Below are 21,105 nucleotides of genomic sequence, written 5' to 3'. Positions count from 1 at the left end.
GTCACATCAGGGCGAAGCGGCTGTTGGTGCGGAACTCCTCCACGAGGTGGGCCGGCGCCTTGTGCGGGGCGCCCGCGTCGTAGGGCGGCTGCGGGTCGTACTCGGTCATCAGCTGTACGGCCATGGCATGCTCGTCGCCCGCGATCCTGCCGACCAGGGTCAGGCCCATGTCGATGCCGGAGGACACCCCGGCCGCGGTGACGTACTTGCCGTCGAACACCACCCGCTCCCCGGTCGGTTCGGCGCCGTACTGCTTCAGGAAGTCCAGCGCCAGCCAGTGCGAGGTGGCGCGGCGGCCTTCGAGGAGCCCGGCGCCGGCCAGGATCAGGGAGCCGGTGCACACGGAGGTCGTCCAGGTGCTCGCGCGGTCGGCCGTGCGCAGCCAGTCGAAGAGGGTCTCGTTCTCCATCTGGGCGAACTGGCCGGGGCCGCCCGGCACCACGACGACGTCGGGACGCGGGACCTCGGCGAGCGTCCTGTCGGCGACGAGCGCGAGCGCGCCGGTGTCGGAGCGGACGGGGCCCGCCTCCTCGGCGACGAAGACGAGTTCGGCGTCGGGGAGACGGCCGAGGGTCTCGTAGGGGCCCACCGCGTCGAGCGCGGTGAAACGGTCGAAGAGGACGATGGCGATCTGCATGGGGTTCCTTACGTTGTAGGTGGGTTGGTTTCGGTCACTCGTAGGATCGAAAGACCCGGGGATGCTGGGTGTGGCTCATGGGTTTCCGCCCACTGGTGGCTTGAAAGGATTGGCCGCTCGGCATCCCGCGACGACTCGACCACTCATTGGGATGCGCGGCACAAGATCGCTTGGTAAGGACACGCTGGCGAGGTCGTCTGCTGGGCTGTGAACGGATACGACTTCGGAGGTGGCCGTGCCCGAGCTGTGGGCCGGTACGGATGCGGGCAAGGCCGCGCATCACTGCGTGGTGCTCGACGCGGACGGCAAGCGCCGGCTGTCGCGGCGGGTGGACAACGACGAGACCGCGCTGCTGAAGCTGATCGCCGATGTGCTGGAGCTGAGCGACGGCGCCCCGGTGACCTGGGCGATCGACCTCAACGCCGGCGGGGCCGCGCTGATGATCGCGCTGCTGACCGACAACGGCCAGCAGGTCCTCTACATCCCCGGCCGCACCGTCCATCACGCCTCCGGCTCCTACCGGGGCGACGGCAAGAGCGACGCCAAGGACGCCTTCGTCATCGCCGACCAGGCCCGCATGCGCCGCGACCTGGAACCTGTGCACCGAGGCGACGACATCGCCGTGGACCTGCGCATCCTCACCTCGCGCCGCCTGGACCTGGCCGCCGACCGCACCAGGACCATCAACCGGCTGCGAGCCCAGATGCTGGAGTACTTCCCCGCCCTGGAACGCGCCTTCGACTACAAGACGTCCAAGGCGGCCCTGGTGCTGCTGACGCAGTACCAGACCCCGGCCGCCCTCCGGCGCGTCGGCAGGACCCGGCTCGCGACCTGGCTGAAGAACCGCAAGGTCCGCAACTATCAGCTCGTTGCGGCCACCGCGGTGGAGGCCGCCGAGGCCCAGCACACCGCCGTCGCCGGGGAGAAGCTGGCCGCCGCCATGGTGGCCAGGCTCGCGAGGGAGGTGATGGCCCTCGACGAGGAGATCGCCGAGACCGACGCCCTGATCGAGGGCCGGTTTCGCGACCACCCGCACGCCGAGGTCATCCTGAGCATGCCCGGCCTCGGCCCCGTCCTGGGCGCCGAGTTCATCGCTCACACCGGCGGAGACCTGAGCGTCTTCGCCAGCGCTGACCGCCTCGCCGGCGTCGCCGGCCTGGCCCCGGTCCCCAAGGACTCCGGACGCATCAGCGGCAACATGCGCCGCCCACGCCGCTACTGCCGACGCCTGCTGCGGGTCTTCTACATGTCCGCCATGGTCGCCGCCCGCTCCTGCCCCGTCTCCAAAGCCTTCTACGAGCGCAAACGAGCCGAGGGCAAGGGCCACAAGCAGGCAATCATCGCCCTCGCACGACGCCGCCTGAACGTCCTGTGGGCACTCATACGCGACGGCCGCGCCTTCGAACTCACGGCACCGCAGACCCCCGTCATGCTGGGCTGACACGCTCACAGCGAGTCACCAACGCGGGTTGACAACTCCATTGGGAATCCTTTCAGTGGGCGGGCGAGGCGGCCGGGCGGAAGCGGCGGCGGTACTCCGCCGGGGAGGTGGCGAGGGCCTTCACGAAGGCGCGGCGCATGGCCTCGGCGGTGCCGTAGCCGCAGGTGCGGGAGATCTCCTCCACTCCGTCGGAGGTGTCCTCCAGCAGACGGCGGGCGTGTTCGAGACGGACGCGGTCGACGTAGCGGCCCGGGGTCATGCCCGTCTCGGTCCGGAAGGCGCGGGCGAAGTGGCGGGGCGAGAGGCGGGCACGGGCGGCCAGGTGCTCGACGCTCAGGTCGTCGCCGGGGTGCTCGGTGATCCATCGCTGGACCTCGCGCAGCGGTTCCCGTTGCGCGGTCTGGGCCGCGAGCTGGGCGCTGAACTGGGCCTGGTTGCCCGGGCGGCGCAGGAACACGACGAGATGACGGGCGAGGGTGAGGGCGGCCTCACGGCCGATGTCCTCCTCGACGAGCGCCAGGGCGAGGTCGATGCCGGAGGTGACGCCGGCGGAGGTGGCGATGTGCCCGTCACGGACGTAGATGGGGTCGGGGTCGACCTCGATCGCCGGGTGCCGGCGGGCCAGTGTCTCGCAGTACGCCCAGTGGGTGGTCGCCCGGCGGCCGTCCAGGAAGCCCGCCTCGGCCAGCAGGATGGCGCCGGTGCAGACCGAGACCAGCCGCTCCGCGCGCGGACCGTGCTCGCGCAGCCAGTCGACGACCCCGGGGGCTGGATTCCGCGTGCCCTGGCCGCCCGGGACGAGCACGGTGTGCGGGGCGGGAGCGGCGGCGAGGGCCTGGTCCGGGACCAGGGTGAGGCCGCTGCTGGTGCGCACGGGTGCGCCGTCCAGGGAGGCCGTGCTGACGCGGTAGGTCCCCGGCGTGTGCTGTTCCGCACCGGCGAAGACCTCCAGCGGGCCGGTGACGTCGAGGCTCTGCACGCCGTCGAAGAGGAGGAACAGGACTGTTCGCATGCCTTCGATTCTTGGGCGGCCGGGGCATGACCGCAATGACGAGTACCCCACCTTTCCTGCCATCGCGGGAGTCGGGCAGGACCGCCCTCCGCCCGCGTACCAACCAGTCGGTAACCTGCTGGTATGACCTCATCCCTGCCGGAGCGCGCCGGGCGGCGCTGCCACAGCCTCCTCAATCCGTTCCACTCCGCGCACTACTTCTCGCCGGACCTCGGGCGGGAGCTGGCCGCCGTGGGGATCGAGGACCCGAAGGCGGCGTACTTCGCCGTACGGGCCGCCGCGCTGGGCGGCGTCGGAGCGGGCGTGGTGACGGCGACGTTCTTCAACTTCCGTCACGAGCTGGTGGCGGAGCACGTGCCCGCCGTGTGGAAGACCGCGTCGCCGGCCGTGGTGCTGGCGGCCCGTGAGCGGGCCGTCGACGCCACGCTGCGACGACTGCTCGGCGAGGAGCTGATCGCCTCCGAGGAGGTCGCCGAGGCGGCGGAGCTGGCGCTGCGCGCCACGGAAGCGTGCGTGCGGACCGCGCGCCCCCTGTACGCGGCGCACGCCGATCTCCCCGTACCCGAGCGCCCCCATCTCGCGCTCTGGCACGCGGCCACCCTGCTGCGCGAGCACCGGGGCGACGGACATCTCGCCGTGCTCCTCGACGCCGGTCTCGACCCGGTCGAGGCGCTGGCCAGCCACGCCGCGACCGGGAAGGGCATGTCCCCGAAGTGGGCCACCGCCACGCGCGGCTGGACGCGGGACGACTGGGACGCTGCCTGCGCCCGGCTCCGGGAGCGCGGGCTGCTCGACACCGAGGGCGGGCTGACGGAGGCGGGCGTCGCCCTCCGCGGGGAGATCGAGGACGCGACGGACCGACTGGACCTGGCCCCGTACGAGCGTCTGGGCGCGGCCGGGGTGCAGCGGCTCACCGAGCTGATGAGCGGCCTGGTGACGACGCTGCTCGGCGCGGGGGCGTTTCCGGCGGGGATGATCGCCAAGAGCTGACGCACGGATGACACAGGCATGAACGGTGCCGGGCGCGGTACCCGATCGTTCCTGGCCCAGCCAGCCGGGAGACGAAAGGGGAGTTACGTGTTCCGTGCGATCGCAGACGTGTTGCGGCAGATCGGTGGAGCCATCGCGACGGTGGTCACGCTGCCGTTCCGGGCCGTGGCCCGGCTCTTCGGAGGCGCGTCGAGTTCGACGCGCCGCACCGGGCGGGCCCGCCGGGCCTGAGGAAGGCCGGCCCGAGGACGGGCCGGGCGTGAGCATGGGAGCCGGACGCGCGATCGCGTCCGGCTCCCCGCTGTCCGGCTCCCCCGCTGTACCGGCTCTCCCGCCATCCGGCTCTCTCGCCGTCCCGGCCGTGCGTTTCCCTCCCTGAGCCCCCGGTGTCCGTGCCACCTGCCACAATTGCCGCGCAACCTCAGTGGAGAAGGCGGTACGGGAACGTGACGACACCCGGGTCCATCGAAGTACGGTCCATCGAAGGCAGGATCGCCGAGGAGCTCGGCGTACGGGAGCGGCAGGTCAAGGCCGCGGTGGAGCTGCTCGACGGCGGTTCGACCGTGCCCTTCATCGCCCGCTACCGCAAGGAAGCGACCGAGATGCTCGACGACGCGCAGCTGCGCACGCTCGAGGAGCGGCTGCGCTATCTGCGGGAGCTGGAGGAGCGGCGGACCGCGATCCTGGACTCGGTGCGCGAGCAGGGCAAGTTGACGCCCGAGATCGAGGAGCGGATCCGCGGCGCCGAGACCAAGGCCCGCCTGGAGGACATCTACCTCCCCTTCAAGCCGAAGCGGCGCACCAAGGCGCAGATCGCCCGCGAGGCCGGTCTCGAACCGCTGGCCGACGGTCTGCTCGGCGACCCGGGCGTCGAGCCGCTGGCCGCCGCCGCGGCGTTCGTGGACGCCGACAAGGGCGTCACCGACCCGCAGGCCGCCCTGGACGGCGCGCGGGCGATCCTCACCGAGCGGTTCTCCGAGGACGCCGACCTGATCGGCGAGCTGCGCGAGCGCATGTGGGTACGGGGCCGGCTCGCCGCCAAGGTCAAGGAGGGCAAGGAGGAGGCGGGCGCCAAGTTCGCCGACTACTTCGACTTCGCGGAGCCGTTCACCGAGCTGCCGTCCCACCGCATCCTGGCGATGCTGCGCGGTGAGAAGGAGGACGTCCTCGATCTCGTCCTGGAGCCGGAGGAGCCCTCCGACCAGCCTGGACCCTCCTCGTACGAGGGGATCGTCGCGCATCGCTTCCAGATCGCCGACCGCGGCCGGCCGGCCGACAAGTGGCTGACGGACACGGTCCGTTGGGCGTGGCGGACCCGCATCCTCGTCCACCTCGGCATCGACCTGCGGCTGCGGCTGCGGACGGCCGCCGAGGACGAGGCGGTGAACGTGTTCGCGGCGAACCTGCGCGACCTGCTCCTCGCCGCCCCGGCCGGGACCCGCGCGACGCTGGGCCTGGACCCCGGCTTCCGCACGGGTGTGAAGGTCGCCGTGGTGGACGGCACCGGCAAGGTCGTCGCCACCGACGTCATCTACCCGCACGTCCCGGCCAACAAGTGGGACGAGGCCATCGCCAAGCTGGCGCGCCTGGCCAAGGAGCACGCGGTCGAGCTGATCGCGATCGGCAACGGCACGGCGTCCCGGGAGACCGACAAGCTCGCCGGTGAACTGATCACCAGGCACGCGGAGTTGAAGCTCACCAAGGTGATGGTGTCGGAGGCGGGGGCGTCGGTGTACTCGGCGTCGGCGTTCGCCTCGCAGGAGCTGCCCGGGATGGACGTCTCGCTGCGGGGCGCCGTCTCCATCGCGCGCCGTCTGCAGGACCCGCTGGCCGAGCTGGTCAAGATCGACCCCAAGTCGATCGGTGTCGGTCAGTACCAGCACGACCTGTCCGAGGTGAAGCTGTCGCGTTCACTGGACGCAGTGGTGGAGGACTGTGTGAACGGCGTGGGCGTGGACGTGAACACGGCCTCCGCGCCGCTGCTGGCCCGGGTCTCCGGCATCTCCTCCGGGCTCGCGGAGAACATCGTGGCCCACCGCGACGCCAACGGCCCCTTCACCTCGCGCTCCGAGCTGAAGGGCGTGGCGCGGCTCGGCCCCAAGGCGTACGAGCAGTGCGCGGGCTTCCTGCGGATCCGGGGCGGCTCCGACCCGCTGGACGCGTCCAGCGTGCACCCCGAGGCGTACCCCGTCGTACGGCGGATGGTGAAGACCTCCGGGCAGGAGGTGGCGGCGCTCATCGGCAACACGGGCGTGCTCCGCTCGCTGAAGCCGCACGACTTCGTGGACGAGACCTTCGGTCTGCCGACCGTGTCGGACATTCTGAAGGAACTGGAGAAGCCGGGGCGTGACCCCCGGCCGGCCTTCAAGACGGCCACCTTCAAGGAGGGCGTCGAGAAGATCTCCGACCTTGAGTCCGGGATGGTCCTGGAGGGGGTCGTGACGAACGTCGCGGCGTTCGGGGCGTTCATCGACGTCGGTGTCCACCAGGACGGGCTGGCGCATGTCTCCGCGCTGTCCAGGACGTTCGTGAAGGATCCGCGGGACGTGGTCAAGCCCGGGGACATCGTGAAGGTGAAGGTGCTCGACGTCGACATTCCGCGGAAGCGGATCTCGTTGACGCTGCGGTTGGACGACGAGGCGGCGCCGAAGGGGGCGTCCGCCGGGCAGGCCGGCGGTGGAGGGGCTCGGTCTCAGCGGGGTTCCCGTGGGGGGCAGGCGCCTCGGCAGCAGGGGCGTGGGGGTGGGGGCCGGCAAGGGGGTCGTCCGCGCCGGCTCCTTCGAACAGTGCGATGGCTGATGCGTTGCGGCGGGCGGGGTTGGTGGACAAGAAGCGGGGCTGAGGTGTCGGCGGGGGTTTTCTCGCCCCCGCCGCCCCTACCCGTCCCATCCCTCAGGGGCTGCGCCCCTATGACCCCCAGGCGTCCGTCCGGTGGGGGCTGATCGCGCAGTTCCCCGCGCCCCTGGAAAAAGCGGGGCTGCGCCCCGGCTTTTTCCAGGCCCGCGAGAAGCCTCCACCCACCCGCACCCGGCAACGCGCTCTCAGTTCTCCGTCACCTTGCCCGACTCCACCGTCAATCGGCGGGTCACCCTCACCGCGTCCAGCATGCGGCGGTCGTGGGTCACCAGGAGCAGCGTGCCCTCGTAGGTGTCGAGGGCCGACTCCAGTTGTTCGATCGCGGGGAGGTCCAGGTGGTTGGTGGGCTCGTCGAGGATCAGGAGGTTGACTCCTCGGCCTTGGAGCAGTGCGAGCGCCGCGCGGGTGCGTTCTCCCGGGGAGAGGGTGATCGCCGGGCGCAGGACGTGGGCCGCCTTGAGGCCGAACTTGGCGAGCAGGGTGCGGACCTCGGCGGGCTCGGTGTCGGGGACGGCCGCGCAGAAGGCGTCGAGGAGGGACTCGGGGCCGTGGAAGAGGGCACGGGCCTGGTCGACCTCGCCGACCAGGACACCGGAGCCCAGGGCGGCGTGGCCCGAGTCCAGGGGGACCCGGCCGAGCAGCGCGCCCAGGAGCGTCGACTTGCCGGCGCCGTTCGCACCGGTGATGGCGATGCGGTCGGCCCAGTCGATCTGCAGTGAGACCGGGCCGAAGGCGAAGTCGCCGCGCCGCACCTCCGCGTCGCGCATCGTGGCGACCACGGCACCGGAGCGCGGGGCCGCCGCGATCTCCATGCGCAGCTCCCACTCCTTGCGCGGCTCCTCCACCACGTCGAGCCGTTCGATCATGCGCTGGGTCTGCCGGGCCTTGGCGGCCTGCTTCTCGCTCGCCTCGCTGCGGAACTTGCGGCCGATCTTGTCGTTGTCGTTGCCCGCCTTGCGCCGGGCGTTCTTGACGCCCTTGTCCATCCAGGAGCGCTGCGTCTGGGCGCGGTCCTGGAGGGCGGCCTTCTTGTCGGCGTACTCCTCGTAGTCCTCGCGGGCGTGCCGGCGGGCCGTCTCGCGTTCCTCCAGGTAGGCCTCGTAGCCACCGCCGTAGAGGTTGATCTGGTTCTGGGCGAGATCGAGTTCGAGGACCTTGGTGACCGTGCGGGTGAGGAACTCGCGGTCGTGGCTGACGACGACCGTGCCCGCGCGCAGGCCGGAGACGAAGCGTTCGAGTCGGTCCAGGCCGTCCAGGTCGAGGTCGTTGGTGGGCTCGTCGAGGAGGAAGACGTCGTAGCGGGAGAGGAGCAGCGAGGCGAGTCCGGCGCGGGCGGCCTGGCCGCCGGAGAGGCTGGTCATCGGCTGGTCCAGGTCGACGCCGAGACCGAGGGTGTCGGCGACCTCCTCCGCCCGCTCGTCGAGATCGGCGCCGCCCAGATCGAGCCAGCGCTCCAGGCTCACCGAGTACGCGTCGTCGGCGCCCGGCGCGCCCTCCACCAGCGCCTGGGTGGCCTCGTCCATGATCCGCTGGGCCTCGGCCACGCCCGTGCGCCGGGCCAGGAACTCCCGTACGGTCTCGCCCGCCCGCCGCTCCGGTTCCTGCGGCAGGTGTCCCACGGTCGCCGTGGGCGGGGACAGCCGCAGCTCGCCCTCCTCCGGTGGGAGCAGTCCGGCGAGGAGGCGGAGGAGGGTGGATTTGCCCGCGCCGTTGGCGCCGACCAGGCCGATGACGTCTCCGGGGGCGACTACGAGGTCCAGCCCGGAGAAGAGCGGGCGGTCGCCGTGTCCGGCGGCGAGGTTCTTGACGACGAGGGTGGCGGTCACAGGGGGAGATTTTACGGCCCCCGGCACCGCCTCGGGGCTCTGCCTCGGACGCCGTGCGCGCGGTTCCCCCGGCCCCTACTGGGCCATCGGTTCCACCAGTACCGTTCCCGTCGTGCGGGCCACGATGAACGATTCTCCCTTCACCGCCTTCGGGTCCAGGCCGATGCGGTGCCGGCCGGCCGGGAGGATGCCGTCGAAGAAGCGGTAGGTGTGGGGGCGGTAGAGACGGTCGAGGCGGTAGGCGGTGAGCTCCACCCGGCAGGTGGAGGTGATCTCGATGCCGGCCTGTCCACCGGCCGCGACGAGACGGGTGAGACGGCGCTGTTCGGCCGGGCTGCGGTCGAGGGCGTTCTCGATCTGGGCGACGAGGAGCGGGATGATCGGGGCGAGGCCGTCGACGTAGGCGACCTGGACCCCCGCGCGGTCGAAGGCCAGCCGTACGGCGGCGCGGTCCGCCTCGCCGACGGCCCGTCCGAAGGCCACGGCGCCGTAGGCGCGCAGTTCCTCCGGCAGCACGCCGGTGGCGTCCTGCGCTATGTCGGCGCCGATGCCGATGGCGCGCAGGGCGGCGGCGAGTCTGGCGAGCACGGAGACGCGGGCGCCGATGAGGAGGACCCTGCGCCGGGCCGACGGCTCGGCGCCCGACTCGCGCAACAGGGACCGCAGGGCGCCGCGGTACTCGGAGCCGTGGAAACGGAAGGGGCCGATGCCGGTGTAGCCGTTGAGCTTGAGGTCGGCCTCCTCCTCGGTCTGCCAGGCGAAGTCCCGCCACACGAAGTCCTCGCCGTCCCGCTCTATCACCGCGGTCACCGCTCCGCAGGCGAGGTCGGCGCATTCGGGACAGCCGTAGATGACGTAACGGCCGCTCGTCAGGGGTGGTTCGGCTTCCAGGAGCAGACTGCGCACCTGGGCGGTGAAGATCGAGGGCGGGACGTCGGAGGCGAGGGGGGAGACGGCGTCGAGGTCGGAGAGCTGGAACAGCAGCGGGCGTCCGTCGACGATGAAGTCCACGAAGTCCCGGTGCACTTGGTAATCACCGTTGGCGAGGACGCCACCGGCTCGCATCGCCGGTGCCAGGCCGAAGGTCGCGTACTCGGCAGACATGGTGTGAGTATCCCCACAAAGGCAGACTTGTGAGCACGGCATGACATATTCCGTTAACGTCCCCGGGTGACCAGTGAATCGAACAGTGATGTGATCGTGGTCGGTGCCGGAGTCGTCGGTCTCACCAGCGCCGTCGTCCTGGCGGAGAGCGGCCGGCGGGTCCGGGTGTGGGCGCGGGAGCCCGGGGAGCGCGCCACGTCCGGCGTCGCGGGCGGACTGTGGTGGCCCTACCGGATCGAGCCGGAGGAACTGGTCGGCGCGTGGGCGCTCGACACCCTCGCGGTGTACGAGGAGTTGGCGGCCCGGCCGGACGAGACAGGCGTACGTGTGGTCGAGGGCGTACACGGCGGGACGTCGCTGGACACGCTCGGCGCGTGGGCCTCGCGCGTGGCCGGGCTGCGCGCGGCGACGGCCGGGGAGTACCCGGGGGTCGGGCTGTGGGCGCGGCTGCCGCTGATCGACATGCCGACCCATCTGCGGTGGCTGCGCGAGCGGTTCGTCGCGGCGGGCGGTGCGGTGGAGGAGCGCACGGTGACCGATCTCGCGGCGGTCGAGGCACCCGTGGTCGTCAACTGCACGGGGCTGGGGGCTCGGGAGCTGGTGCCGGATCCTTCCGTGCGGCCGGTGCGGGGGCAGTTGGTCGTGGTGGAGAACCCCGGGGTGACCACCTGGCTCACCTCGGTGGACCACTCCGGTTCCAAGAGCACGTACTTCATGCCGCAGCCGGGCGGGCTGATCCTCGGCGGTACGGCGGAGGAGGACGCCTGGTCGCTGGCGCCGGACCCGGTGATCGCGGAGGAGATCGTGCGGCGGTGCGCGGCGATGCGGCCCGAGATCGCGGGGGCCCGGATCATCGAGCACCGGGTCGGGCTGCGGCCCGCGCGCCCGGCGGTCCGTCTGGAACGCGAACTCCTGCCGGGCGGGCGGACGTTGGTGCACAACTACGGGCACGGCGGGGCCGGCGTCACGGTGGCGTGGGGATGCGCGAGGGAGGCCGCACGGCTCGCGGCGGGCTGAGCACGGCGTCCCAGGCCGTGGGGCCGGTCGCGCGGTGTGGGGCGTCCGGCCGGTCGCGCGGTGCCCCGCGCCCCGAAGGGCGCGGCACACCGGCTTCGTCGCGTGCCTACTCGGCGCGGTGACCGATCGGGTCGCCCTCGATCTCCGTGCCCTGGCCCGGGCCGACGCGGATCTCGAACTCGCCGTCGTAGCGCTTGTGGCCCTCGATGACGGCCAGTTCGACCGCTTCGGAGGCCATCTCCTCGCGGACCATCACGGGGTCCCGGCGCAGGTCGCGCATCATCGCCACACACATGCCGATCATCACCAGGACGAATGGCGCGGCGGCCAGGATCGTGAGGTTCTGCAGGCCGGTCAGGGCGTCGCCCTGACCGCTGCCGACGAGGAGCATGATCGCGGCGACGGCCCCGGTGACCATGCCCCAGAACACGACGACGAAGCGACCGGGTTCGAGGGCGCCCCGCTGGGACAGCGTGCCCATGACGATGGACGCGGCGTCGGCGCCGGAGACGAAGAAGATGCCGACGAGGATCATCACGAGCAGGCTGGAGACCGTGGCGAGGGGGAACTCGTGCAGGACGGCGAAGAGCTGGCCCTCCGGTGTGGCCTCCTCGCCGAGCCGGCCCTGCTCCTGGAGCTTCATCGCCGTGCCGCCGAAGACCGCGAACCAGATGAGGCTGACCGTGCTGGGCACGAGGATGACACCGCCGACGAACTGGCGGATGGTACGGCCGCGGCTGATGCGGGCGATGAACATGCCGACGAAGGGCGTCCAGGAGATCCACCACGCCCAGTAGAAGACGGTCCAGCTGCCGAGCCAGTCGGCCACGCCCTCGCCTCCGGACGCCTCGGTGCGGCCCGCGAGCTGGGGCAGGTCGCCCAGGTAGGAGAAGAGCGAGGTGGGCAGCAGGTCGAGGACGAGGATCGTCGGGCCCGCGACGAACACGAAGATCACGAGCAACAGGGCCAGCACCATGTTGGTGTTGGACAGCCACTGGATGCCCTTCTCCACCCCGGAGACGGCGGACGCGACGAAGGCCAGGGTCAGGACGGCGATGATGGCGACGAGCAGCCCGGTGCCCGCCTTCTCCATCCAGCCCAGTTCGCGGAAGCCCGAGCCGATCTGGAGGGCGCCGAGGCCCAGGGAGGCCGCCGAGCCGAAGATCGTGGCGATGATCGCCAGGATGTCGATGGCCCGGCCGACGGTGCCGTTCGCGTGCTTCTCGCCGATCAGCGGGGTGAAGACGGCGCTGATGGTCTGGCGGCGCTGCTTGCGGAAGGTGCTGTAGGCGATGCCGAGGCCGACCACCGCGTAGATCGCCCAGGGGTGCAGCGTCCAGTGGAAGAGGGTGGTCGCCATGGCCGTTTCCATGCGTTCCCCGGAGCCCTCGGGGCCCGTGCCCGGCGGGGGCGTGGTGTAGTGGGCGAGGGGCTCACTGACGCCGTAGAACATCAGGCCGATGCCCATGCCGGCGCTGAACATCATGGCGACCCAGGAGACCGTGCGGAACTCGGGTTTCTCGCCCTCGACGCCGAGGTGGATGCGGCCGTAGCGGCTGACCGCGAGCCACAGGGCGAAGACGACGAAGCCGGAGGCGGCCAGCATGAACGCCCAGCCACCGTTGTGGAGCAGGCCGTTCAGCATCTTGTCGGAGGCGGTCTCGAGCGCGTCGGTCCAGATGGCGCCCCAGAGCACGAAGGCCAAGGTCAGCGCCGCCGTCACACCGAACACGACGCGGTCCGTCCGGGGCCGCCCGCCGCCGGGGAGACCCGCCTCCGAACCTGGAAGCGCGCCTCCCCCGTGGTGGGTGGTGTGATGATCGTGCGTCACAGGTGGAACCTTTCAGCGAGTGGCTGGAACTGACCTTCTCCTGCCCAGGAACCCCTACCACATGTGACCGCGATCCTTTCTCTTTCAACAGGCGGTGTCGGGCACCCCCACCGCCAGGCGGTACGGCGCCCGCTCGTCGAACAACAGCGGGACCAGCGCGCGCAGCGGCTGGCGCAGCGGTACGAGGACGCCGTCCCCGACGCTGCCACCGTCGCTGTCACCGTGGCCGTCACCGTTGCTTTCCGGCCGCACGCGGACGCCGTGCAGCGCCAGCTCGTCCGCGAACTCCTCGTACTGCTGTGCGGTGAGCCGGTAGCCGCAGGGCGGGTCCTGGATCACCTCGGCGGGTTCCGCGGGGTCGTTGTCGGCGCCGCCGACGTAGACCGGGCCGGTGTCGCGGAGGCCGGCGAGACGGGCCGCGCCGGTGGCCTGGTCGACCTGTCGGCCGCGTTCGGTGGCGAAGCCGAACAGGCCCTTGAGGGCGGCGAGTTGGGAGTGCACCCGGCGCAGGTTGTTGACCGGTTCCGGGGTGTCGGCCGTCGGCGGTTCCACCCGGCTCTCGATCAGCAGGCCGACCGAGTGCTTGATTCCGGACATGTTGCGCAGGATGCGTTCCTGGCCGTCGCCGGCGACCTGGCGGATCGGGTCACCGGTGACCGGGTCGGTCCAGATGCCGTAGGTGCCGGTCGTGTAGCCGGCGGTCCCGGCCGTCGGGCGTACGTGGTCGAGGGAGAGCTTGCGGGCCTCGGTGTGGACGGCCGGGTCGGTGTTGAGGTTGCGTGGCCAGAGGTCGAAGAGGTCCTTGTCGTAGTACTGCGGGGTGGCACCGTATTCGTGCAGGTCGTAGACGATGTCGGGCTTGCGGTCGCGGAGGACGGCGGCGAGGGCCCGTGCCTCGGCGGTCCGCAGGGCGAGGTGGTCGCGGTTGATGTCGACGCCGTCGCCGTTGCCCCGGGTGTCGGCGGCGCGGCCGTCGGGGTTGGCGGTGGGGACGACGAGCACGGTGGTCGATCTCAGCAGCCGTGCGGTCCGCGCGTCCCTGGCGAAGGCGAGGTCGCGCAGGGTGGTGAGGCAGGCTTCGCGGCCGGAAGGCTCGTCGCCGTGCTGACTGCAGATGAGCAGGACCGTGCGCGAGGTGGGGCGGGTGCCGATCCGGACGAGTTGGAGCGGGCGCCCCTGCTCGGTGGTGCCGATCCGGGTCGTCGACACCCGGTCGCTCGCCCGGTCGACGGCGGCCAGGAACGTCTGCTCCTCGGGCTGGCTGGTCCAGCGGGCGCCGCCCGACCGCTCGAATCCCGTGCGCGGCGGGGCGGTGTCCGTCGCGTGCGCGGGCGTCGACAGCAGGGGCACGGTGAGCGCCGTGGCGATCAGCGCCGCGATGCGGGCCCTCATGCGCCATCGCCCGGGACGCGGGCGGCCCGGCCCGGGTCGCGTACGCCGTCGAGGACCGAGGTCTCCGGGCGTGCGGTGGCGCCCGAGGTCGCCTTCTCGAAGGCCGCGCTGCCGCCGACCAGCGGGACCTGCGCGGAGGTGCGCCGGAGGTCGATGGTGAGGGTGGGGGTGCTCGACGGCGGGTCGATGAGGTCCTCGTCGGTGCCCGCGATGATCAGCGCGAGGCGGTGCCCCGCCGGGACGACGTGATCGCTCGCGTGCAGGTCGAGGGTGATCGTGTACGGGGTGCCGGGGGTGAGCGGGGCTCCCGTCGCGGAGGAGTGGTTGCCGAGGTCGGCCCAGCCGCGACTGAAGATCGTGTAGTCGACGTCGGCGGTCCTCGCCTTCGTCTCCCGGAAGCAGGAACTGTCACCGGCGGTGCTCGGTCCCCAGCAGGTGCGCTCGGTGAGGGTGGTGATGCCCTCGCCGGTGGCGGAGTAGTCGCGGATGGTGTCCGGGCCGAGGTCCACGAGGACCGCCGAGAGATGGGCGGTGGACGTGGTCGGCGTGGCGGTGACGGTCACCCTGGAGGAGCCGGACAGACGCAGGTCCTTGGTGAGGGGCGCGGTGACGAAGCCCGCCTTCTCCGGGGTGGACCGGTCGACGTGGGCGGCCCAGTCGGTCTCGTTCAGCGCGGGGTCGTCGGTGAAGGTCTCGGTGCCGGACCGTTTGCGCAGGCCGAGGGTGCCGACACCGGGCGCGTCGCCCTCGGCCGGACGCAGGGTCGTGGCCTTGGTGGCGCGCGGCGGCCAGACCCTGGACGTCTCCCACTGGTCCGGGTGGCGTTCGATGTCGGCCATCGGCTCGTCGTCGATGCCGTTGTCGTAGCCGAGGAGTTCGTGGTCGAACCAGCGGTGCAGGGTGTCGACCCAGGCGGCGCGGCGGAAGTCGAACGGGTCGACGTGGCCGACCTCGGAGAGCCAGATCTTGCGCTCGACGCCGTGCTTGGCCAGCGCGTCCCACCACTGGCCGAAGTGCTTGGGACGGACGTTGAGGTCCTGCTGACCGTGGACGACGAAGACGCTGGCGTCGATCTTCCGGACGTCCTTGACGTAGTCGCGTTCCGTCCACAACGGGGTCCAGTCGCCGGTGCGCGGGGCGCCGGCGACGAGTTCCCGCTGGACGTGGCCGCACTTGGCGCGGGCGTCGGGGCTCTCGACGTAGTCGGACAGCCACTCGGGGCCCGAGTTGTAGAGAGGGGCGCCCTTGGCGAAGTAGTAGTCGTACCAGGAGGAGATCGCGCCGATCGGGACGATGGTCTCCAGGCCCTCGACGCCGGTGGCGGCCACGCCGTTGGCGATCGTGCCGTCGTAGCTCTTGCCGATCATGCCGGTCCTGCCGTTGGTCCAGCCGGCGGCCTTCGCCTTCGTCGCGCCCGTACGGGTGGTGTACGCCCTGCCGCGGCCGTTGAGCCAGTCGACGACCGCCTTGGCCGACTGGATGTCGGAGCGGCCGCCGACGTCGACACAGCCGTCGGAGCGGTTGGTTCCGGCGAGGTCGACGGCGACGAAGGCGTAGCCGCGGGGCACGAAGTAGTTGTCGTAGAACAGCGGCATCTGGACGACGTTCCCGTTCGCGTCGTACGTCTTGCGCTGTCCCTCGTTGCCGCGTCCACAGCAGGAGTAGTAAGGGCTGGCGTCCATGATCACGGGGATCCTGCGGCCCCGCTGAGCGGGTTCACTCGGGCGGACGATGTCGACGGCGACCCGGTCCGGCTTCCCGTCGCGGTCGCCGTCGAGCCCGGTGTCCACCCAGACGGATTCGCGGACGGCGTCGTCGTAGGAGTAGATCGGCTCGCTCTTCCGGGGTGCCGGGGTGCCGGCGGCCGCCGGGGTGAGGAACGTGGCCGTGAGGGCGGCGGCCACGGCCGCCGTCGCGAGCGTTCTCCAGGTCGTGAGGTGTGTGCGTCGCACAGGTATCGGCATGCGCGGACGGTACTGCGGTCAACTCCCGTGCGACAGAGGGACTGTTGGGAACTCGTGGGACTTCGGCCACGGTGTGGCCGGAAAGGGGCGTGGGACGGGATCGCTCATGGCGGCCGAATGGCGATCGTGCGACGGGGGCGGCCATGGACACGGCCGGGCTCACAGGGACTGAATGGGCTCCGAACAGCTTCGCGCGGCGGCGTTCCCCACGGACGCGCACGCGCTCCCCGACACGTCGCTGTACCAGCCGGTGAAGCCGGGGGTGGCGGAGGCCGACGAGGTGGGGGTGGCTGCGGCCGGTGCTCGTAAGGCGCCGAAGTCCGGGAAGGGGATCGCGGCGACGAACTCCGTTCATGAGCGTGAGCGGGGGCACGGACAGGGGCACGGGCGCTGAGGGCTCGGGAGGTTGCGGTCGGTTTCTGGCCTCGCGTTCGTCGTGGCTCGTCGCGCAGTTCCCCGCGCCCCTGAAAGAAGGGCTGCGCCCTCTTTCACGGCCTTTGGCGGGCCTGTGCCTCGATCGGTTCTCCGATGATTCTGCTCGCCAGGTTCGAGGCCAGTTCGGATACCTGGACGCGGAGTTCGGCCTCGGCCGTGGCGCGGTCCTCGGTCAGGCGGGCGTGGCCCTGGGCCAGGAGGGCGGTGTGCTCGCGTCGGCCGTCGGCGCGGGCCTCGGCGATCAGGGCGGCGCCCTCCTCGAAGGCACGCTGACGGATGCGCGCGGCCTCGTGCCGGGCTTCGGCCAGGGCCGCCGCGACCTCCTCCCGCTTGATCCGGGCCTGCTCCCGCAGCGCTTCGGCCTCCGCCTCGGTGCCCTTCGTCGCCGCCTCCCGTTCGTCCAGGACGTGCTGGATCCGGGGCACGAACCGGACGAAGAAGAGGAACACGAGCGCGAACAGCACGGCCGCGACGACGAGTTCACCGACGACGGGGTTCAGCGGGCCGATGTCCATCGGGAGAAGATCCATACCGGTGCCCTACCCGTTCGCGGGCGTGCGGTACCGCGCCGCGCGCCCCGGGTTCGGTCCCCGTGGTCGTACACCGTCACCGCTGTCCCGTGCCGGGGCGGCACCGGCAGTCGGTGCCGTTCGAGGTGTCACAGCGCTGGTGGGACAGCGATACTGCTGTGCATGACGACCGACATCGGGGAGAGCCCGGGCTCCGGCTCCGAGGAGATCGTGCTCACCGTGGACGAGCTGGCCGCGCGGGCGGGGGTCACGGTGCGGACGGTCCGCTTCTACGGCACCCGGGGCCTGCTGCCGCCGCCGGAGATCGGGCCCCGCCGGGTCGGGCACTACGGTCGGGGCCATCTCGCACGGCTCGCGCTGATCGAGGAGCTGCAGCGGCAGGGCATGACCCTCGCGGCCATCGAGGGGTACCTGCGCCGGCTGCCGCCGGACCTCACCCCGCACGAACTCGCCCTCCAACGCGCGGTGGTGGCCTCCTGGGCGCCGGACGCGGTGGCGACGGTCACGCGGGAGGAACTCGACCGGCGGGCGGGGCGGCCCCTGGGCGAGGAGGACGTGGAACGGCTCGTGGCGATGGGCGTCGTCGAACGGGTCGATGACGGTCTCCGGGTGGACCCGGGGCTGCTGCGGTTGGGCGTGGAGCTGCTCGGCGTCCCCCTGTCGGAGGAGTCGATCCGGGCCGCGCGGACCGTGCTGATCGAGCACTCGCGCGCGGCGGCCCAGGCGTTGTCGCGACTGTTCCGCGACGCGGTGGCGGAACGCGATCCGCAGGCCGTGAAGTCTCTGTCGGCCCATATGCAACCCCTCGTGGTGCAGGCGCTGTTGACGACCTTTCAGCGCTCGCTGAAGGACGAGCTGAGCCAGTGGGCGGCGGAGTCCTGAACCGCGGGGGTCACCGCACGGCGCGGTCCAGGTGGGTGATGACGGCGGACACGTCGTCGCTCTCGGTGCTCCGGATCAGCTGCAGGGCGGGACGGACGAGGCCGCCGGGGCGGGCGATCAGGCGGGCGAGGACGGCGGCCCGGATGTCGAGCCGTTCGATGGTCGCCGCGCGTTCCTCCTCGCTCTGGCCGGCGAGCAGCACCGCGTTGAACCAGGCCTCCTCCCTCGACCGCCGCACGCTGAAGTCGAGGATCCGCTCGTCGGTGCGGGCTCCGATCTGGTCCAGCAGCGACATCAGGGGCGACAGGGCGCCGAGCGATTCCTGCACGGCGAGCACGACCCGCCCGAGGATGTCGTTGATCAGCAGGAAGTCGTGCCGCAGGGCGCGGATGTCCTCGCCGGGGCTGGTCCGCGCCGCGGCGACCGCCAGGTCCAGGTTGATGTGCGCGTTCACGCCGAGGAGCAGGTGCTGGACGATGACGGTGTCGGCGTCGTCGAGCAGCCCGAACGTCTCGCGCCAGCAGCGCGGCCCGCTCCGGTCGCGGCGCCAGGCGTCGTACGCCTCGAAGTAGCGGTTGCCGAAGAGGGTGTCGAAGCGGTCCATCCGGGCTCCGTCGTCGAACAGCCCCTCGTGAATGGCCCTGCGGACCTCGACGGTCACCTGTCGGTACAGCGCCGCGAAGTACCCCACCCGATCACCGCCCCGCCGCGCCTCCCGCACGACCCCGGCGAGCCCGTCCACCACCTCGTCGATGTTCCCGGCCACCACCACGCCCAACTCCCTCCCACGACCCACTGGTTGGACCACACTCGACCAAAACCGAGCGCTCCGCCAGGGGCGCGGGGATCTGCGCCCCGTAAGGGGCGCGGCGAACTGCGCGAGAAGCCCCACCCACCCGCAGCCGAAGTACGCACCGAGGGGGTCGAAGGGGCGCAGCCCCTGGGGACGGGATGGGTAGGGGCGGCGGGGGCGAGAAAAAACCCGAGCCGCCCCACGCAACCTCACCCGTCCCCGAACCGCTCCCCCGCCTCCGCCTTCTCCACCAACAGCCCCGGCGGCTCGAACCGCTCCCCATACAGCCCGGCCAACTCCCGCGCCCGCGCCACGAACCCCGGCAGCCCACCCTCGTACCCGTTGATGTACTGCAGCACCCCACCGGTCCACCCCGGGAACCCGATCCCGAAGATCGACCCGATGTTGGCGTCGGCGACGGACGTGAGCACCCCTTCCTCCAGCAGCCGCACCGTGTCCAGCGCCTCGGAGAAGAGCATCCGCTCCTGCATGTCCCGGAACGGAATCCGGTACCCCGGCTTCGTGAAGTGCTCCCGCAGTCCGGGCCAGAGCTTGGCACGGCGCCCGTCGGGCCCGTAGTCGTAGAACCCGGCACGCCCGCTGCGGCCGGTTCGTCCGAACTCGTCGACCATGCGGTCGATCACGGCCTCGGCGGGATGCACGGTCCAGGTGCCGCCCGCCTCCTCCACGGCCCGCCGGGACTCGGCGCGGATCTTGCGGGGCAGGGTGAGGGTCAGCTCGTCCATGAGGGAGAGGACCTTGGCGGGGTAGCCGGCCTGGGCCGCCGCCTGTTCGACGGAGGCGGGCTCGATGCCCTCGCCGACCATCGCGACACCCTCGTTGATGAAGTGGCCGATGACCCGGGAGGTGAAGAAGCCGCGCGAGTCGTTGACGACGATCGGGGTCTTCTTGATCTGGCGGACCAGGTCGAAGGCGCGGGCCAGTGCCTCGTCGCCGGTCTGCTCGCCCTTGATGATCTCGACCAGCGGCATCTTGTCGACGGGTGAGAAGAAGTGCAGACCGATGAAGTCGGACCGGCGGACGACGCCCTCGGCCAGCTCTGTGATGGGCAGGGTCGAGGTGTTGGAGCAGAGCAGGGCGTCCGGTGCCACGACGCCCTCGATCTCCTGGAAGACCTTGTGCTTGAGCTCGGTGTTCTCGAACACGGCCTCGATGACGGCGTCGCAGCCCGCGAGGTCGGCCGGGTCGGCGGTGGGGGTGATCAGGGCGAGGAGGGCGTCGGCCTTCTCCTGGGTGGTGCGGCCCTTGGCGACCGCCTTGGCGCAGAGCTTCTCCGAGTACCCCTTGCCCTTCGCGGCCGCCTCGGGGGTCACGTCCTTCAGGACGACCTCGATGCCCGCGCGGGCGCAGGAGTACGCGATGCCGGCGCCCATCATCCCGGCGCCGAGGACGGCGACCCTGCGGACCTGGCGGGGCTCGATGCCCCGGGGGCGGTTGGCGCCGGAGTTGACGGCCTGGAGGTCGAAGAAGAAGGCCTGGATCATGTTCTTCGAGGTCTGCCCGGCGGCCAGCTCCACGAAGTAGCGGGCCTCGATGACCTGGGCGGTCTCGAAGTCGACCTGGGCTCCCTCGACGGCCGCGGCGAGGATGCGGCGCGGCGCCGGATAGGGCGCGCCGTTCGTCTGCTTGCGGAGGGTGGCGGGGAAGGCGGGCAGGTTCGCCGCGAACTTCGGGTGGGCGGGAGTGCCGCCGGGGATGCGGTAGCCGGGCTTGTCCCAGGGCTGCTGGGACTCGGGGTTGGCGTCGATGAACGCGCGGGCCTTGTCCATCAACTCGTCCCGGGTGGCGGCCACTTCATGGATCAGGCCGTTGTCCAGGGCGCGCCGCGGGGAGTACTGGGTGCCCTGGAGGAGCACCTTCAGCAGGGCGTCGGTGATGCCGAGGAGCCGGACGGTGCGGACGACGCCGCCGCCTCCGGGGAGGAGGCCGAGGGTGACCTCGGGGCAGCCGATCTTGGAGCCGGGGGCGTCGAGGGCGACGCGGTGGTGGCAGGCGAGGGCCAGCTCGTAGCCGCCGCCGAGGGCGGCGCCGTTGATCGCCGCGACGACCGGCTTGCCGAGGGTCTCGATGCGGCGCAGGTTGCGCTTGATCTCCAGGCCGCCGTCGAACAGTTGCTGTGCGGTGTCGGGGGTGACCTTGATGAGGTCGCGGAGGTCGCCGCCGGCGAAGAAGGTCTTCTTGGCGGAGGTGATGATGACGCCGCGGATGGTGTCCTTCTCGGCCTCCAGGCGGTCGGTGATCACCGCGAGGGAGTCGCGGAACGCCTGGTTCATGGTGTTCGCGGACTGGTCGGGGTCGTCGATGACGAGGGTGACGAGGCCCGTGCGGTCCTGTTCCCAGCGGATGGTGGTGCTCTCGGTCATGGCGGGGTCTC

At 71.5% G+C, this 21,105-nt stretch carries 16 protein-coding genes and 1 pseudogene; 7 read left to right on the top strand and 10 right to left on the bottom strand.

From position 1 onward, the window contains the following. Window position 1: 1 nt before the first annotated feature. Window positions 2-637 (bottom strand): DJ-1/PfpI family protein, encoded by a 636-nt coding sequence (locus L3078_RS38940; RefSeq protein ID WP_239758897.1) that lies wholly within the window; start codon window positions 635-637, stop codon window positions 2-4. Between the two features lie 229 nt (window positions 638-866). Here L3078_RS38940 and L3078_RS38935 point away from each other — a divergent pair, with 229 nt between their 5' ends. Beyond that, a complete protein-coding gene (locus L3078_RS38935) occupies window positions 867-2,078 on the top strand; it encodes an IS110 family RNA-guided transposase (RefSeq protein ID WP_239758895.1) in 1,212 nt (403 codons plus the stop codon). Between the two features lie 52 nt (window positions 2,079-2,130). Here L3078_RS38935 and L3078_RS38930 read toward each other — a convergent pair whose 3' ends face one another. Further along, window positions 2,131-3,090, bottom strand: a complete 960-nt coding sequence (locus L3078_RS38930; protein ID WP_239758893.1) for a GlxA family transcriptional regulator — start codon at window positions 3,088-3,090, stop codon at window positions 2,131-2,133. A 123-nt stretch (window positions 3,091-3,213) separates the two neighbouring features. Here L3078_RS38930 and L3078_RS38925 point away from each other — a divergent pair, with 123 nt between their 5' ends. From L3078_RS38925 to L3078_RS38915, 3 genes and pseudogenes are all read left to right on the top strand, one after another. Next, window positions 3,214-4,080: an SCO6745 family protein gene (locus tag L3078_RS38925; protein WP_239758892.1), complete on the top strand. Its 867-nt coding sequence runs from the start codon at window positions 3,214-3,216 to the stop codon at window positions 4,078-4,080. Between the two features lie 87 nt (window positions 4,081-4,167). Further along, complete coding sequence (locus tag L3078_RS38920; RefSeq protein ID WP_169797823.1) at window positions 4,168-4,311, top strand: LPFR motif small protein; 144 nt, start codon at window positions 4,168-4,170, stop codon at window positions 4,309-4,311. A gap of 215 nt (window positions 4,312-4,526) precedes the next feature. Further along, window positions 4,527-6,922 (top strand): annotated as a pseudogene (locus L3078_RS38915) (Tex family protein). Window positions 6,923-7,121: 199 nt separating this feature from the next. Here L3078_RS38915 and L3078_RS38910 read toward each other — a convergent pair. Together L3078_RS38910 and L3078_RS38905 are read right to left on the bottom strand one after the other, a co-directional pair. Beyond that, a complete protein-coding gene (locus L3078_RS38910; RefSeq protein ID WP_239758891.1) occupies window positions 7,122-8,762 on the bottom strand; it encodes an ABC-F family ATP-binding cassette domain-containing protein in 1,641 nt (546 codons plus the stop codon). Between the two features lie 75 nt (window positions 8,763-8,837). After that, window positions 8,838-9,866 (bottom strand): oxidoreductase, encoded by a 1,029-nt coding sequence (locus L3078_RS38905; RefSeq protein WP_239758890.1) that lies wholly within the window; start codon window positions 9,864-9,866, stop codon window positions 8,838-8,840. A gap of 66 nt (window positions 9,867-9,932) precedes the next feature. On the opposite strand from L3078_RS38905, the gene L3078_RS38900 reads away from it, so the two are divergent. Beyond that, on the top strand, window positions 9,933-10,883 hold the full coding sequence (locus L3078_RS38900) for an NAD(P)/FAD-dependent oxidoreductase (protein WP_239758888.1): 951 nt from the start codon (window positions 9,933-9,935) through the stop codon (window positions 10,881-10,883). Between the two features lie 106 nt (window positions 10,884-10,989). Here the strand turns inward: L3078_RS38900 and L3078_RS38895 are convergent, their stop codons facing one another. The 3 genes from L3078_RS38895 to L3078_RS38885 form a co-directional block, all read right to left on the bottom strand. Further along, entirely contained in the window at window positions 10,990-12,714 is a 1,725-nt protein-coding gene (locus tag L3078_RS38895) for a BCCT family transporter (RefSeq protein ID WP_239758886.1), read from the bottom strand. An 84-nt stretch (window positions 12,715-12,798) separates the two neighbouring features. Continuing rightward, window positions 12,799-14,106 carry a M14 family metallopeptidase gene (locus L3078_RS38890; protein WP_239758884.1) on the bottom strand — a complete coding sequence of 436 codons (1,308 nt, stop codon included), beginning with the start codon at window positions 14,104-14,106 and terminating at the stop codon, window positions 12,799-12,801. Next, window positions 14,103-16,070 carry a Xaa-Pro dipeptidyl-peptidase gene (locus L3078_RS38885; protein WP_239758882.1) on the bottom strand — a complete coding sequence of 656 codons (1,968 nt, stop codon included), beginning with the start codon at window positions 16,068-16,070 and terminating at the stop codon, window positions 14,103-14,105. The genes L3078_RS38890 and L3078_RS38885 overlap by 4 nt, the downstream gene beginning before the upstream one ends. 172 nt (window positions 16,071-16,242) lie before the next feature. On the opposite strand from L3078_RS38885, the gene L3078_RS38880 reads away from it, so the two are divergent. Further along, window positions 16,243-16,464, top strand: a complete 222-nt coding sequence (locus L3078_RS38880) for a hypothetical protein (protein ID WP_239758881.1) — start codon at window positions 16,243-16,245, stop codon at window positions 16,462-16,464. Between the two features lie 94 nt (window positions 16,465-16,558). Here the strand turns inward: L3078_RS38880 and L3078_RS38875 are convergent, their stop codons facing one another. Then, on the bottom strand, window positions 16,559-17,035 hold the full coding sequence (locus L3078_RS38875) for a F0F1 ATP synthase subunit B family protein (protein ID WP_239758879.1): 477 nt from the start codon (window positions 17,033-17,035) through the stop codon (window positions 16,559-16,561). 162 nt (window positions 17,036-17,197) lie between these two features. Between L3078_RS38875 and L3078_RS38870 the strand changes: the two genes are divergently transcribed. Continuing rightward, on the top strand, window positions 17,198-17,917 hold the full coding sequence (locus L3078_RS38870; RefSeq protein WP_239758877.1) for a MerR family transcriptional regulator: 720 nt from the start codon (window positions 17,198-17,200) through the stop codon (window positions 17,915-17,917). A gap of 10 nt (window positions 17,918-17,927) precedes the next feature. Here the strand turns inward: L3078_RS38870 and L3078_RS38865 are convergent, their stop codons facing one another. Together L3078_RS38865 and L3078_RS38860 are read right to left on the bottom strand one after the other, a co-directional pair. Then, entirely contained in the window at window positions 17,928-18,689 is a 762-nt protein-coding gene (locus tag L3078_RS38865; protein WP_239758875.1) for a DUF5995 family protein, read from the bottom strand. 230 nt (window positions 18,690-18,919) lie between these two features. Further along, window positions 18,920-21,094, bottom strand: a complete 2,175-nt coding sequence (locus L3078_RS38860; protein ID WP_239758874.1) for a 3-hydroxyacyl-CoA dehydrogenase NAD-binding domain-containing protein — start codon at window positions 21,092-21,094, stop codon at window positions 18,920-18,922. Between the last annotated feature and the right edge of the window lie 11 nt (window positions 21,095-21,105).

Source organism: Streptomyces deccanensis, from assembly GCF_022385335.1.
Taxonomy (GTDB): Bacteria; Actinomycetota; Actinomycetes; order Streptomycetales; family Streptomycetaceae; genus Streptomyces; species Streptomyces deccanensis.
The sequence above is the reverse complement of the archived record's forward strand: the minus strand, read 5'-3'. Positions and strand labels throughout refer to the sequence as shown.

Excerpts from the sequence above, each read along its gene's own strand:
- L3078_RS38875 (WP_239758879.1), bottom strand. The coding sequence starts at position 17,035 with ATGGATCTTCTCCCGATGGACATCGGCCCGCTGAACCCCGTCGTCGGT.
- L3078_RS38890 (WP_239758884.1), bottom strand. The coding sequence starts at position 14,106 with ATGAGGGCCCGCATCGCGGCGCTGATCGCCACGGCGCTCACCGTGCCC.
- L3078_RS38880 (WP_239758881.1), top strand. The coding sequence starts at position 16,243 with ATGGGCTCCGAACAGCTTCGCGCGGCGGCGTTCCCCACGGACGCGCAC.
- L3078_RS38940 (WP_239758897.1), bottom strand. The coding sequence starts at position 637 with ATGCAGATCGCCATCGTCCTCTTCGACCGTTTCACCGCGCTCGACGCG.
- L3078_RS38870 (WP_239758877.1), top strand. The coding sequence starts at position 17,198 with ATGACGACCGACATCGGGGAGAGCCCGGGCTCCGGCTCCGAGGAGATC.
- L3078_RS38860 (WP_239758874.1), bottom strand. The coding sequence starts at position 21,094 with ATGACCGAGAGCACCACCATCCGCTGGGAACAGGACCGCACGGGCCTC.
- L3078_RS38925 (WP_239758892.1), top strand. The coding sequence starts at position 3,214 with ATGACCTCATCCCTGCCGGAGCGCGCCGGGCGGCGCTGCCACAGCCTC.
- L3078_RS38905 (WP_239758890.1), bottom strand. The coding sequence starts at position 9,866 with ATGTCTGCCGAGTACGCGACCTTCGGCCTGGCACCGGCGATGCGAGCC.
- L3078_RS38930 (WP_239758893.1), bottom strand. The coding sequence starts at position 3,090 with ATGCGAACAGTCCTGTTCCTCCTCTTCGACGGCGTGCAGAGCCTCGAC.
- L3078_RS38885 (WP_239758882.1), bottom strand. The coding sequence starts at position 16,070 with ATGCCGATACCTGTGCGACGCACACACCTCACGACCTGGAGAACGCTC.